At 72.4% G+C, this 12,014-nt stretch carries 14 protein-coding genes; 4 read left to right on the top strand and 10 right to left on the bottom strand.

Annotation, left to right across the window (positions count from 1 at the left end; translation table 11 throughout):
- Positions 1 to 14: 14 nt before the first annotated feature.
- The 7 genes from AQJ66_RS23850 to AQJ66_RS23820 form a co-directional block, all read right to left on the bottom strand.
- Positions 15 to 1,364, bottom strand: a complete 1,350-nt coding sequence (locus AQJ66_RS23850) for a serine hydrolase domain-containing protein (RefSeq protein WP_061926041.1) — start codon at positions 1,362 to 1,364, stop codon at positions 15 to 17.
- Positions 1,365 to 1,453: 89 nt separating this feature from the next.
- Positions 1,454 to 2,578, bottom strand: a complete 1,125-nt coding sequence (locus tag AQJ66_RS23845; protein ID WP_244162903.1) for a cytochrome P450 — start codon at positions 2,576 to 2,578, stop codon at positions 1,454 to 1,456.
- Positions 2,579 to 3,580: 1,002 nt separating this feature from the next.
- Positions 3,581 to 4,336 carry a thioesterase II family protein gene (locus AQJ66_RS23840; RefSeq protein ID WP_061926035.1) on the bottom strand — a complete coding sequence of 252 codons (756 nt, stop codon included), beginning with the start codon at positions 4,334 to 4,336 and terminating at the stop codon, positions 3,581 to 3,583.
- Between the two features lie 168 nt (positions 4,337 to 4,504).
- On the bottom strand, positions 4,505 to 4,783 hold the full coding sequence (locus tag AQJ66_RS23835; RefSeq protein WP_061926032.1) for a hypothetical protein: 279 nt from the start codon (positions 4,781 to 4,783) through the stop codon (positions 4,505 to 4,507).
- 100 nt (positions 4,784 to 4,883) lie between these two features.
- Positions 4,884 to 5,552: a hypothetical protein gene (locus AQJ66_RS23830; RefSeq protein WP_061926030.1), complete on the bottom strand. Its 669-nt coding sequence runs from the start codon at positions 5,550 to 5,552 to the stop codon at positions 4,884 to 4,886.
- Positions 5,525 to 6,391 carry a phosphotransferase enzyme family protein gene (locus AQJ66_RS23825; protein ID WP_061926027.1) on the bottom strand — a complete coding sequence of 289 codons (867 nt, stop codon included), beginning with the start codon at positions 6,389 to 6,391 and terminating at the stop codon, positions 5,525 to 5,527. Before AQJ66_RS23825 ends, AQJ66_RS23830 begins: the two co-directional genes overlap by 28 nt.
- 666 nt (positions 6,392 to 7,057) lie before the next feature.
- Positions 7,058 to 7,228 (bottom strand): DUF5670 family protein, encoded by a 171-nt coding sequence (locus tag AQJ66_RS23820; protein WP_061926350.1) that lies wholly within the window; start codon positions 7,226 to 7,228, stop codon positions 7,058 to 7,060.
- A gap of 247 nt (positions 7,229 to 7,475) precedes the next feature.
- Between AQJ66_RS23820 and AQJ66_RS37525 the strand changes: the two genes are divergently transcribed.
- Positions 7,476 to 7,649, top strand: coding sequence for a CsbD family protein (locus tag AQJ66_RS37525; RefSeq protein ID WP_079060373.1), 174 nt, complete (start codon positions 7,476 to 7,478; stop codon positions 7,647 to 7,649).
- An 82-nt stretch (positions 7,650 to 7,731) separates the two neighbouring features.
- Here the strand turns inward: AQJ66_RS37525 and AQJ66_RS23815 are convergent, their stop codons facing one another.
- Positions 7,732 to 8,418, bottom strand: a complete 687-nt coding sequence (locus tag AQJ66_RS23815) for an alpha/beta fold hydrolase (protein WP_061926024.1) — start codon at positions 8,416 to 8,418, stop codon at positions 7,732 to 7,734.
- Positions 8,419 to 8,565: 147 nt separating this feature from the next.
- Here AQJ66_RS23815 and AQJ66_RS23810 point away from each other — a divergent pair, with 147 nt between their 5' ends.
- Positions 8,566 to 9,528: a helix-turn-helix transcriptional regulator gene (locus AQJ66_RS23810; RefSeq protein WP_061926021.1), complete on the top strand. Its 963-nt coding sequence runs from the start codon at positions 8,566 to 8,568 to the stop codon at positions 9,526 to 9,528.
- A 251-nt stretch (positions 9,529 to 9,779) separates the two neighbouring features.
- The gene (locus AQJ66_RS23805; protein WP_061926018.1) at positions 9,780 to 10,298 is read left to right on the top strand and encodes a hypothetical protein; all 519 of its coding nucleotides are present in this window, start codon (positions 9,780 to 9,782) and stop codon (positions 10,296 to 10,298) included.
- A gap of 62 nt (positions 10,299 to 10,360) precedes the next feature.
- On the opposite strand, the gene AQJ66_RS39470 is transcribed toward AQJ66_RS23805, so the two are convergent.
- Entirely contained in the window at positions 10,361 to 10,528 is a 168-nt protein-coding gene (locus AQJ66_RS39470; RefSeq protein ID WP_167359183.1) for a hypothetical protein, read from the bottom strand.
- A gap of 184 nt (positions 10,529 to 10,712) precedes the next feature.
- Between AQJ66_RS39470 and AQJ66_RS23800 the strand changes: the two genes are divergently transcribed.
- Positions 10,713 to 11,150 (top strand): cytidine deaminase family protein, encoded by a 438-nt coding sequence (locus AQJ66_RS23800; protein WP_061926015.1) that lies wholly within the window; start codon positions 10,713 to 10,715, stop codon positions 11,148 to 11,150.
- Positions 11,151 to 11,233: 83 nt separating this feature from the next.
- Here the strand turns inward: AQJ66_RS23800 and AQJ66_RS23795 are convergent, their stop codons facing one another.
- The gene (locus AQJ66_RS23795; protein WP_063804073.1) at positions 11,234 to 11,896 is read right to left on the bottom strand and encodes an acetoacetate decarboxylase family protein; all 663 of its coding nucleotides are present in this window, start codon (positions 11,894 to 11,896) and stop codon (positions 11,234 to 11,236) included.
- Between the last annotated feature and the right edge of the window lie 118 nt (positions 11,897 to 12,014).

The raw sequence follows: 12,014 nt of genomic DNA, 5'->3' as shown, positions 1-12,014 counted from the left end.
GACGCGGGGCTCGGTCAGACGGTGCCGGTGCGGCGCGCGGTGCGTCCGGATATCTGCAGGCGGTCGATGGTCCCGGTGGCGGGGTCGCGGTGGAAGCGGCCGCCCGGCTCGTGCCGGCCCGTGGCCGGGTCGACCAGGTCGCAGGACAGGTCCGGATAGCACACCAGCGGGATGGGGCAGTCGCCGTCCACGGACAGCGTCGGCGTGCCGTCCCCGTCGAGTTTGACCGCGTACTCGGTGCTCCCGTTGCGATAGGTGCCCGCGCACCCCGGCAGCGGTACGGCCGGACCGCGGTGGGCGGGGGCCGGGGCGGTCGGCACGCGGACGCCGGTGAGCCGGGTGAGGTCGGCGGAGAGGTCCCGCCACAGGGCGGTGGCGCCGCCGGCGTTGCCGGTGAAGGCGACGACGACGCCGCTGTCCGGCTCGGCCCGCAGGTGGCAGGAGGTGCCCTGGGCGTTCCCGTCGTGGCCGCACCACAGACGGCCGTCCTGCTCGAAGAGCGCGAGGCCCAGACCCCAGGAGTCCGCCAGGGCACCCGGGTGGGCGGCCGGTTCGGGGCGGCGCATCCGGGCGGCGACGGACGCGGGCAGGACGGTGGAGCGGCCGATGACCGCCCTCCCCAGGGCCGCCAGGTCGTCGGCGCTCGCGAGCAGGGCGCCGGCCGGGGCCTCCACCGGGGCGAGGTTCTGGTGGGCGGGGCGCACCAGGCCGGTGGCCGTGTTGAGGGCGTGACCGCTGGCGACCGGCCGCGCGGGTGCGGCCTCGCCGAGGAAGGCGGGGACGATGCCCAGGGGTTCGAGGAGGAGCGCGCGCAGCGCTTCCTGCCAGGTCATGCCGGTCACTTCGGACACGAGCCGGCCGGCGGCGACGTAGCCGGCGTTGGAGTAGGAGAAGCCGGTCCCCGGCGGGAACAGGGCGTTTCGCGCGGTGCAGACCGCCGAGAGGTAGCGCGCGGCGGTGGTGCCGGCGGCGCTGTCGGAGTCGGGTCCGGTGGGCAGGCCGGCGGTGTGGCTGAGCAGATGCCGCACGGACACCTCGGGTAACGGCCGCAGTTCCGGCAGGAGTTCGGCGGCGGGCTCGTCGAGGTCGAGGTCTCCGTCGTCGGCGAGGAGCAGCACGGCGGCGGCCGTGCCGATCTTGGTGACCGAGCCCAGGGGTACCGCCGTGCCGGCGGTGAAGGGGGCTCCCGTCGCGGCGTCGGCCGTGCCGGTGTGCACGCTCAGGGTGTGCGTGCCGGTGTGGACGGCCAGTTGGGCACCGGGCACACGGTGGGCGCGGGCGAGGGCGTCGAGGCGGCTCTGCACTTCGTCGTGCAGCGGGGACGGTGGCCGCTCGGCGGCCGGGGCAGTGCTGGGGTACGGCATGAGCAGGGGACTCCTGGTGAGAGCGGGTGCGGGGAGGGAACGCGGCCGGTCCGCGGGTGAGCGGTGCGGAGCCTGCGCGCGCCGGCGCGTCAGGGCCTGGTGACGGCGATCGGCAGGTGGCGTACGCCGACGAGGACGGCCGGGTTCTGGTACGTGACGTCGTCGTAGGAGGGGATCGCGAGGGTGGGGAAACGTTCCATCAGCATGTGCAGCGCGATCCGTGCTTCCAGCCGGGCCAGGGGCGCGCCGAAGCAGAAGTGGATACCGTGGCCGAAGGTCAGATGGGGATTCGGACTGCGGGCCACGTCGAAGACGTCGGGATCGGTGAAGCGGGAGGGGTCGCGGTTGGCGGCGCCCAGGTGCACCATCAGCAGGGTGTCGGCCGGGATCTCGTGGCCGCCGAGCACCACCGGTCTGGTGGTGCGCCGTCCCAGTTCGGGGAAGGGCGGCAGCCAGCGCAGCACTTCCTCGACGGCGTCCGGGACCCGGCCGGGGTCCTCGCGCAGCGCGGGGAGGGTTCCGGGGTGGCGGTCGAAGGTGACCACGGCGTTGCCGAGCAGCGCGGTGGTGGTGATGTGCCCGGCGACCAGCAGCAGGGCGACGAATCCGACGATCTCCTCGTCCGCCAGGCGCGTCCCGTCCACCTCGGCGGCCAGGAGCCGGCTGGTGAGGTCGTCCCCGGGGCGGGCCCGGCGGCGCCGGATGTGGTCCAGCACGTAGCCGTTCATCTCGCGCACGGTCGGGGCGATGGCCTCCAGCGCCCGTTCCAGATCGGCCATGTCGAGGCTGTCACCGAGCTGGTCGCCGCCGAAGAGGGTACTGGCCCACTCCTGGAAGAGTTTGTGGTCGTCGGCGGGGATGCCGAGGAGTTCGGCGATCACGATGATCGGCAGGGGGTAGGCGAGGGTGTCGACCAGGTCGAACCGGTCGCGGTCGGCGGCACCGTCGAGGAGGCGCGCGCAGACGTCCTTGATGCGCGGTTCGAGTCCGTGGACCACCCGGGGAGTGAAGGCCTGGCTCACCAGGGTCCGCAGTTTGCGGTGTTCCGGCGGGTCCATGCCGACGAAGTTGCCCTGCCGGAAGGTCTCGAAGTCCTGCTGGGTGGGCGTGATCGGCGTGAGGTCGGAGGAGTAGGTCGCCGGGTCGGCGAGTACGGCGGAGACTCCCTGATGGTCCACGACGCGCCACTGGCCCTGCGCTTCGTCGTAGGTCACGGGACCCGCCTCGCGTAAGGACCGCCACCGGTCGGGCAACGCGCTCAAGGGCGATTCCGCCTCGGTCGGTCGAGTGCTTGTCACCGGTTCTCCTTGGGTGAGGACGCGCGGGTCCGGCGTGGGCCGTCCAACGTGGGCCGTCCAACGGTGGTGAGGGTTCGCCGGGCGGGGAGCCCGTGCCGTGACGGGCGCGGTCGACAGGCCTGGTACCACGGCGCGGCTCTCGCTCCGCGCCGGGTGACCGACGCGCGGTCAGGGGATCCGGCCGGCCGCTCGGGGCGTCCGCCCGTACGTCCCGCCGCGGAACGCGGCTCGGTCCCGGAGGCCGTCAGCGGGCCAGGGGGCCGGCTGCGCCCGGCAGGGCGGCGGCTCCCGGCGGTCCGGAGGTCCGCAGCGCGGCCGGCAGGTCCACGCGTCCGCAGCCTGGCAACGCGTCCCTCGGGCACCCAGCAGACATCCACATCCCCCTGTGACTCCGACCCGCGCAGCGACCTGCGCGAGACTCCCCTGTGCCACGAATTGGCGCTTTGTGTGCATGAAATACACTTCGACCCGATGCGTCCGGGTCGAACGCGCTCACAGTTTTCACGTCGCGTGACGGAATGGCAACCCCCCGAAGTGGAAGGGGGCGACAGACCGGCACCGGCCCAGCGCTAGGTGCGTGTATCCCTTCGCGTCAACCTCAAACGCCCTGCACCGCAAGGGATTTGGCTCTGCAGCCGACAACCGGGCGACAGCCGCCGCCACCTGCGTCTTTCCCGCCGGGACGCGCGGAGGTCCCGACCGACGGTTTCGGCCATATTGGGTGACGGCATCCGGCAAGGAGGTGCGGCCCGGGGCCCGCGGGCGGGCGCTCCGTACGGGCGACTCCTCGGCGCGCCAAGGGAGTCACCGACGCGCGCGGTTCCGGCCCGCGCGCGACGTACCTCGACGAGATAGCGGCAGTACGCGCGGGGTCCCGGGCGCCGCGGACGCGCTGTCCGTCACCGTCGGCCGACGCCCTCAGGCGTCGGCCCACTCGGCGACGAGCCGCACGACGGTGTCCGGATGGTCCGTCGGGAAGAAGTGTCCCCCAGGGAGGATTTCCAGCCGGAAACCGGCGCTCGTGTGACTCTTCCAGGCCGCGGCCTCATCCGGCGCGACCCGGGGGTCCCGATCCCCCGTCAGACAGAGGACGGGCGTGTCGGCCACGGCGTCGGGGGCCGGCCGGTACCGGGTGACCGCCCGGTAATCATTGCGCAGGACGGGCAGGAACAGGTCCATCAGTTCCGGATCGCGGATGACCGCCGCGTCGGTGCCGCCGAGCCCGGCGATGTGGTCGAGGATCTCCTGGTCGGTGTCGCAGGCGGGTGTCTCGCGCGGCGCCGAGGGGGCGGTCCGCCCGGAGACGACGAGACGGCAGCGCGCCGTCAACCCGTCGCGCGCGAGCCGGAGTACCGATTCGAAGGCGACGGACGCGCCCATGCTGTGGCCGACGAGCACGAGCGGCACGGGCTCCGCCGCCCACCGCCGCAGGGAGGGCACCACCCGGTCGGCGAGTCCCTCGACGGTCTCCACGAACGGTTCACCGTAGCGCTCCTGCCGTCCCGGGTACTGGACGGCCGCGACGTCGTAGCCCTCGGGAAACCGCCGCGCGAAGGGAACGTAGAACGAGGCGGCGCCTCCGGCGTGCGGAAAGAAGAGCACCCGCGCGCGGGGTGCCACGGCACCGCGCAGCGACTTGATCCAAGGGTCCTTGCCCTCCACCGGCGCCCCCACCCTTTCTCCCTGCGACCGGGGCGCGTGCCCGGCCGGCCTGGCGTGATCACCGTCGACCGTACGGTAACGCCTGCCGGCCGTCGAGGGCCCGCCGTCCGGGACTCGCCCCCCCGAGCGGCGGAGCGCCCGCCCCCGTGGGCCGGAGACGGGCGCGATCGCGGTACCGGCTCAGCCGGCCTTCTGCTTCTCCCGCAGCTCGTGGACATTGGCGGCGGTCAGGGTGCCGTCCTGCTGTTCGTAGTGCGAGAGGGCGAGGCCGAGACCGAAGAAGGTCGGCGCCCATTCGCCGACGAAGATGCCCCATCGGTCGGCCCGGTCGAGGCCCATCCCGGCTTCGGCCTTGAGGCTGCCGGCCCAGGCGGCGATGCTGAAGCCGATGGAGGCCAGGCCCGCCATGTACGCGTGTTCGCTGCGGATGCCCATTTCGTGCATCTTCTTGATGATCATTCGATGGGTCTCCGTTCTGTGGGGATTCCGTCGAGCGAGTCCCCCGACAGTGCGACCCTTATGCATCCGTTTGTCAGAGTTTCACCATTGTGTGCCGCCGTCAGAGCCGGAACGCCCTGATCACCTGCTCGGCCAGATCCTCCTCCGTCATCGTGGTGTCGACCTGGACGGCCCGCAGTCGCAGACGCTCGGTCTCCTCCCGAAGGCTTCCGGTGAACATGCGATCACGTTCGGCGAGGTTGCGGCCGGCCCGTGCCGGATCGCTGGTCCTCCACACGAACCCCTCCCCCGGCGCCGACCGGCCCAGGAAGGCCGACTGGCGGAATTCGGGTGTCGGCAGGAGCCAGACGGCCTGCTCGGGTACGGCGAGCAGCGGCTTCACGAGGTGCGGAAGCAGACGGAATCCCTCGACGAGGACGCACGGCTCCCGGGGCAGGCGGAGCAGATCCTCGACGATCAGGCCGAAGCCCTCGCCCCGGAACCAGTGGAACGTCTCGAACATGTCCTTCGGTGAGCGGTTCACCCAGCGGTCGTCCATGCTCATGGCGAGGAACCGGTGCAGGAGGGGCGCGTCCTCGCGGGTGGTGCGCGCGGCGTGGTCCGCCATCACGTCGTCGGTCATGTACAGGTGCCACCCGTAGCGCTCCGCGAGCCGGCGGGCGGTCGTCGACTTGCCCGCCCCGCTCCCGCCACCGATCCAGTAGACGTGCCGCAGCCTGGCCGGAAGCTCGGCGGCGTGGATCACTTCTTCCCAGGGCCGGGGCTGCATGTCCCTCCTTCGCCCTCCCGGGCCGCCCGGATGCGGCCGAGCCACTCGCGGCCCAGCCTGAGCCCGTCGGGGAGTTGATCGCCCCGGTCCCAGCGCCACGCCGTGATCATCGCCAGCACGAGGATCCGGCAGGCGCGCAGCACATCTCGATCGACCCCCGGGTAGTGCTCGCCGACCTCTTCGGGGGCATGGGCGAGGTCGAACACGACGGGCCCGCGGCAACACGTCTCCAGGTCGATGAACAGCGGCCCGTTCTTCGTGCCGAGCACGTTGCCCGGGTGGGGCTCTCCGTGCAGCAGCTGCTCGGTGCCGCCGCGCTCGCCGATCACCCGTGCCAGGCTTCGCAACGTGTCGCCGAGCAGCTCCCGGTCCGCGTCGGCGAGCGCCGGGGTGCGGTCGTGGTCCGCCACGAGTCGTCGCGCCCGCTCGACCCGATCCGTCCAGTGCGGCGCCGGGACCTCGAGCGCGCGCATGCCGGCATGGAGCCGCTCGAGCGCGCCGGCGTAGTCGGCCGGTGCGACCTCTCGGGGTGGCACGGGCGCGTGGTAGGTCCACAGCGTGACCACGAAGCCGTCTCGCTCGTGGACGCGCGGCTCCACCCGGGGCTCGGGAGCAGCCACCGGGCAGCCGGATGCGACGAGCCGCTGAGCGAGGTCGACTTCGAACCGCGCGACCTGGTCCGCCGCGGGTGCCACCCGGGCCAGGACGTCGCACGGCAGCAGACGCAGAGTGAGCTTGTTCGAGTCATGGAGAACGACCGGGTCGTCGGCGGCCAGGCCGAGTGACGAGGCGATCGACAGGGCTGCGGCCACCGCACGCGGAACCTCCGGCGCCTGCACCGTGCCCGGCCCCTCTCCTTCGAGCGCTGCCCCCACTCTCCGACACGTTAGCCGTCGGGAGGCAGGACCAGCGGTTCGACGTCCGGCCGGGTGCCGGCCACTGGTCCGCTCGAGCATCCGGGTTCCCGGGCGACGGCCCGCTCGCCCCGAAGCGCACCCTGCCGCCCGCCGGCCCGACTCGTCCCTACGCCCTGCGAGCCACCGGGACACCGGCGGCACGGGCGGTCATCGGGCGGGCCTGCGGTGGCGGGTGAGGACGGCGGCACCGACCCGCTCGGCGGCCAGGCACTCCGGCTCGGTGCGGGCGCCGTCGGCCGGGAAGAGCCGCCGGCCGGTGCCCAGGACGGTGGGCCATCATGCTGCACCGGCCCCGCACCCACCCCGAAGGGGGCTTCAGCGGGATCCGCCGGGGCACTCCGGTCGACCCGCCGGCGCGCCGGATCTGGAGCACCGGCCCCGCAGACATAAGGAGGCGCAGGTTCCACTGCTGCGTCCGCGGGGCCGGTGCATGGCACACGTACCCGCCGACGCACCCGATACGCCCGATCCGTCCCCGCCGCCCGAATCAGGATGCGCTCCGGCGCCACGACGTGGGGCCCGGCCGCACCCGGCCGGGCCCCGCGTCGATCTCCGCCACCCGTGGCGCTCCACGCGCCGAGGGCCTGTCTACCAGCGGTACCAGCGGCCCCTGCGGCCTGTGCCGTCCGCCGAGCGGACGACGAAGCCCAGCAGCCATACGACCAGCACGATCACCGCGATCCACCACAGCGCCTTCAACGCGAAGCCCGCGCCGAAGAGGATCAGAGCCAGCAGAAGAACCAGAAGCAGGGGAACCATCGTCATCAACCTCCTGATCATCGAATGCCCTTATCCCACTCCTACAAGCACTCAAAACATGAGTTACTTCCGCGAGATGCAGGGCACGGGCCCGCCACATGCGCTTCCCCCTCCCCGGTGTTCGATGCACCACGGTTCCGCGCGGCCGGTCACCCAACACGCTGCTTCGGCCTTGGGTTTACCGACGCCGTCGCGGGTCACGCGCACAGCCAGGACCCCATACCGGAAACCGAGGAGGGTGAGCAGCATGGCCGCCAGTGAGAAGGCACGGGCCAAGGCCGAAAAGGTCGTCGGCAAGGCCGCCCAGGCAGCCGGACGCGCCACGGGCAACGAGAAGCTGATCGCCAAGGGGCACGCGGCCGAGGCCGCGGGCAACGCCCGCGAGGCCAAGGAGTCGCTGAAGCAGACCGGTCGGCACTGACCGTCCCCAGAGCACGCACGTGTGAGGGGGCCCCGGTGCCGGGGCCCCCTCACACGTGCGCCGGGCGAAACGCAGAGTCGCCTCAGGACGCGTCAGCGGCCGCAGCCAGGATCCGGGCCAGCTCGGCGGGCTTGGTGACCATGGGCCAGTGGCCGGAGTCGATGTCGGTGAAGTCGACGCGCTTGGCCCGGGCGAGCTCCGGAACGTCACCGGCGTCGATGCACTCCCGCGCCTGAGCGGGCGTGAACTCCGGGCACACGACCACCACCGGGACGTCGAACCGCCGGTCGTCCGCCAGCCGCACGACGCCCCTCGCCACCCCCTCGGGCACGGGGATCGCGGCCTGCGCCAGTTCCCGCCTGGCCTCATCGTCGAGGTCGGCGGCGTCCGGCCCTTCGAACGGAGTCCAGCCGGGGAAGGGCATGACACCGTCCCTCACCTCGAAGAAGTCGGCGTACGGCCGGCCATGGGGGGACGGGAAGCCACCGATGAGAACCACCTTGGCCAGCCGCTGCGGCCGCCGGTCGGCGACCAGCCAGGCCAGCGTGCAGGCGGCGGAATGCCCCACCACCATCACCTTGCCGGGCGCCGCGTCCACCGCGGAGAGCACCGCCTCCACCTGCTCGTCGAGCGTGGCGGACACGGAGCCGTCCCCCTGTCCCGGGAGAGTGAGCGGCACGGGCCGATGGCCGAGCGCCTCGAGCCCGGAGGCGACGCGGCCCCACACGGATCCGTTCAGCCACAGGCCGCCGATGAGCAGGATGTCCATAATCAGTTCCCCTTCTTCCGCTTGACGGGGTGCCACCGTAGGAGGAGATCCGGACGATCCACTGCCGGTTTCCCGGGGCGACCGTCCAGGGCCCTCGGCGAAGTCCGGCGCACGCCCCGATCCCGGCGCGGCGATTAGCCTGCTTCCGTGCCGAACGATCTCAGCCCCACCGCGCGAGCGCTGCGCACCCTGGACATCCTCCGGACCCGCCCCGGCACGACGGCCGGCGAACTCGCTGGGCGGCTGGGCGTCACGGAGCGCGCCGCGCGCCGGTACGTCGGGATACTGCGCGAGGCCGGCATCCCCGTGGAATCGGCCCGCGGACCGCACGGCGGATACCGGCTGGGGCGCGGGATGAGACTGCCCCCCGTGCACTTCACTCAGGCCGAGGCCCTCGGGCTGGTGATGGCGGTGCTCAGCGGCCAGCCGGCCGCGGCCGATGCCGGCGACCTGGTCGGCACCGCCCTGGGCAAGGTCGTCAAGGCACTGCCGGAGGGCGTCGGCCGGCAGGCGGCCCTGCTGCGGCAGTACGCGTCGGCCGCGCCGGACCCCTATTCGGCCCGCCCTGATCCGGCCGTCACCAGCGAACTCGTCGGCGCCGTCGCGGCCCGGCACCGCGTGGGGCTCACCTACCGCAGCGAGGCAGGCAACGAGTGGGAGGCGGAGGTGGATCCCTGGTCCCTCGTCGTCCGCTACGGGCGCTGGTACCTGCTGTGCCACTCCCATCGCGCGAACGCGATCCGCACCTACCGCGTCGACCGGGTCCGCGCGGTCCGGCGGACCGAACACGGCTTCCGACCGCCCGAAGACCTGGACGCGGTGACCGTGCTGGAGGAGCACCTGGGCCTCGGATGGGAGTTCCCCACCCGCGTGGTGTTCGACGCTCCTCCGGCCGAGGTCGCCCCCTGGGTCCGGCCGCCCATGGGGCGACTCGATTCCCTCGGGGACGGCTGCGTGCTGGTCGGCAGCACCCGCAACCCGGCCATGTACGCGCAGGAGTGGCTCGCGAGGATACCGTTCGCGTTCCGCGTCGAGGGCGGCCGGGAACTGCGTGCCGCGGTCACGGCACTGGCGGCGCGTCTCACCGCCGCCGTGACGGACCAGCCCTGACGACCTCAGGCGCTCCCCGCGCGGTCGCCACCGTGCACCGTGCGTACACATCCGCCTCGCCCGCCTCGGGTCGGGGTGTGCGCCCGGGCGTTCGCCGCCGCCCGGGCCCGCAACCGGACCACCTTCATAGGTGGTTTACCTCTGGCCGGCGGCTTCGGACGAGCCGAGGCGGTGACGGTGGAAGGCGTGGCACGCACCCGCAGTCGGTCGTCCCGCCACCGACACCCCTCAGGTCAGAAAGGAACCGGGTCATGAACATGTTCCAGCACACCGTCCTGGTGGCAGCCGGCACCGCACTCGCCGCCGCGCCGGCCCTCACCGGCGCAGCCGCCGCACAGGCTGAGAACGCGCCCCGGCAGCACCCCACGTCACAGACCGCCACCCTCACCCGGGCAGCTTCACAGGCGGTGCGTACCTGCGGCCGGAACTGGCCCCACTACCGGTACGGCTCGGGCAACACGGCCTGGGGCTACACCGAGTTCAAGATCTGCTGGGACAACAGCAACCACGCACGCATCGACTACGACCGCTCCTACGTCAGGGACAAGAAGAACGATCACAAGGAGGTCCGGGTCTACCTGCAGGAGTGGGACTTGTCGGTGACCGGCTGGCACCACGTCTGGTACGGCCCCCTGGCCAAGGCGGGTTATTCCTCGGGGAAGGTCCACTACTACGCGGGCGACAAGAACACCCGGGGCTGGACGGTGGTGATGTGCAACGGCGGCAAAGCGCCCTGGGACCGCGGCCACGTGTGCACCCGCGACCTGTGATTCCGAAGAGCTGTCGCGGCGGGGCCCTCAGGGGGTGGGAGGGCCCCGCCGCACGCCGCTGGTCAGCGTCTGCGGGACCAGCCGCTCCCGATTCCCGCGACGTGCAGAGCCAGAGCGGTCAATCCCAGAAGCATGATGTTGACGGACGAGAAAACGTGGTTGGTGCTGATGTCCGCCGCGTTGATGAGAAACGAGATGAAGAACAGGGCTGCTGCGACCAGACCGAGCATGACGGGGCTCCTCTTGTAGGGTGAGGCCCGTATGCCCCGCCAGGAGAATGCCAAGCGCGGCGTACCGACGGAGTTGCCTGCCCAAAAAGTCCACTCACGGCTCCAGTTGAGCAGCCGCCGCCATCCGGTTGCGCGCCCTCGTCATGGGGCCGGCGTTCTCCGACATGCGACCGAGGCAAAGAAGATGACCCCGCTCCCCCACCCGGTCGACCACGAACTCATCCAGGCCGCGGCCCACGTCGCTCGCACACGCTGCCGGGGCGACAACCACACCATGGCGGCCGCGGCCCGCGCCCGGGACGGCCGGATCGTCACCGCGGTAAACGCGTACCACTTCACCGGAGGACCCTGCGCCGAGTTGGTCCTCGTCGGCACGGCGGCCGCCCAGGGCGCCTACGATCTGGACGTGATCGTCGCCGTGGGCGACCGCGGCCGAGGGGTCGTCCCTCCGTGCGGCCGGTGCCGGCAGGTCCTGCTCGACTACTTCCCCGGCCTCAAGGTCATCGTCGGCACGGGCGACCGCGTCCGGACCGTCCTCATCACCGATCTGCTGCCCGAGAGCTACGTCTGGGCCGACCACCAGCTCGAAACCGAGAAGCCCCCACCGCACAGCACGGGCTGACACGACCGAGTACGCCGAGGTGTCCGCTCGCCATGGCCCTCGCCGCCCGGCGGCATCCGGCACCGGCGGGTGATCGCGACCGGTCAGGCGGAACCGACCGTGAAGCGGAAGTCGCGCAGGGACACGGCCGCGACGGGCCTGTGACCGGAGAGGTGGGCCAGCGGCCCGTCGGGCCGGACCCGCAGGCGGGTCCGGCTGAGTGACGGCCGGCCGGCCAGGCGCAGCGGCACCCGGCAGACCGTACCGTCGTCTCGGCGTTGCAGCAGATGGGCCCGCACGGACAGCCGCAGGGGAAGGCGCAGCAGGTCCTGGCACCGCACTGACGCATCCGGCTCTCCCCGGGAGGGGCCTTCCAGGGTCATCGCGGCGCGCAGCCCCCGGGCGCGGTGCCGGGTGAGGGGCAGCGGCTGGAAGTCGAACGTGGCCGGCTCTTTGGGAATGGCCCACAGCCGGCGTCCTCCGGCCAGGGAGCGTTCGTCGTCGACCCAGACCTGTACCGCCGTGGCCGCGAGACGAGCCGCCCGGCGGACCACGACCGCGACGAGCAGTTCACGGTAGGCAAGATCCCCGCCGCTCCGGTAGTCCACCCAGAACGTGACCAGCAGGCGTCGCCGCCCGCCCGGCGACACGGCGTGGACTCCCTCGGGCAGCGGCCAGCGAGGCAGGTCGTCGCCGGGCACGAGCCAGAGTGCGACGTGCATGTCCCCGCGCAGACGCCATGGCTCAGGAGGATAGGGGCGTGTCATCGCCCTCCTTCGTCGTCGCGACGGTGACCGCGGTTCCCGCGTGGACAAGCCGGCCGTTCACAACGTAGCCGAGCGTCGATTCCGGCGCACCGAGGCGAGGGCCGGCCAGTGCCCTTGA

This window comes from Streptomyces bungoensis (assembly GCF_001514215.1).
Classification (GTDB): Bacteria; Actinomycetota; Actinomycetes; order Streptomycetales; family Streptomycetaceae; genus Streptomyces; species Streptomyces bungoensis.
The sequence above is the reverse complement of the archived record's forward strand: the minus strand, read 5'-3'. Positions and strand labels throughout refer to the sequence as shown.

Coding starts and splice junctions, on each gene's coding strand:
- AQJ66_RS23820 (WP_061926350.1), bottom strand. CDS start 7,228: ATGGTTCCCCTGCTTCTGGTTCTTCTGCTGGCTCTGATCCTCTTCGGC.
- AQJ66_RS23815 (WP_061926024.1), bottom strand. CDS start 8,418: ATGGACATCCTGCTCATCGGCGGCCTGTGGCTGAACGGATCCGTGTGG.
- AQJ66_RS23835 (WP_061926032.1), bottom strand. CDS start 4,783: ATGATCATCAAGAAGATGCACGAAATGGGCATCCGCAGCGAACACGCG.
- AQJ66_RS37525 (WP_079060373.1), top strand. CDS start 7,476: ATGGCCGCCAGTGAGAAGGCACGGGCCAAGGCCGAAAAGGTCGTCGGC.
- AQJ66_RS23850 (WP_061926041.1), bottom strand. CDS start 1,364: ATGCCGTACCCCAGCACTGCCCCGGCCGCCGAGCGGCCACCGTCCCCG.
- AQJ66_RS39470 (WP_167359183.1), bottom strand. CDS start 10,528: ATGCTCGGTCTGGTCGCAGCAGCCCTGTTCTTCATCTCGTTTCTCATC.
- AQJ66_RS23830 (WP_061926030.1), bottom strand. CDS start 5,552: ATGCAGCCCCGGCCCTGGGAAGAAGTGATCCACGCCGCCGAGCTTCCG.
- AQJ66_RS23800 (WP_061926015.1), top strand. CDS start 10,713: ATGACCCCGCTCCCCCACCCGGTCGACCACGAACTCATCCAGGCCGCG.
- AQJ66_RS23805 (WP_061926018.1), top strand. CDS start 9,780: ATGAACATGTTCCAGCACACCGTCCTGGTGGCAGCCGGCACCGCACTC.
- AQJ66_RS23795 (WP_063804073.1), bottom strand. CDS start 11,896: ATGACACGCCCCTATCCTCCTGAGCCATGGCGTCTGCGCGGGGACATG.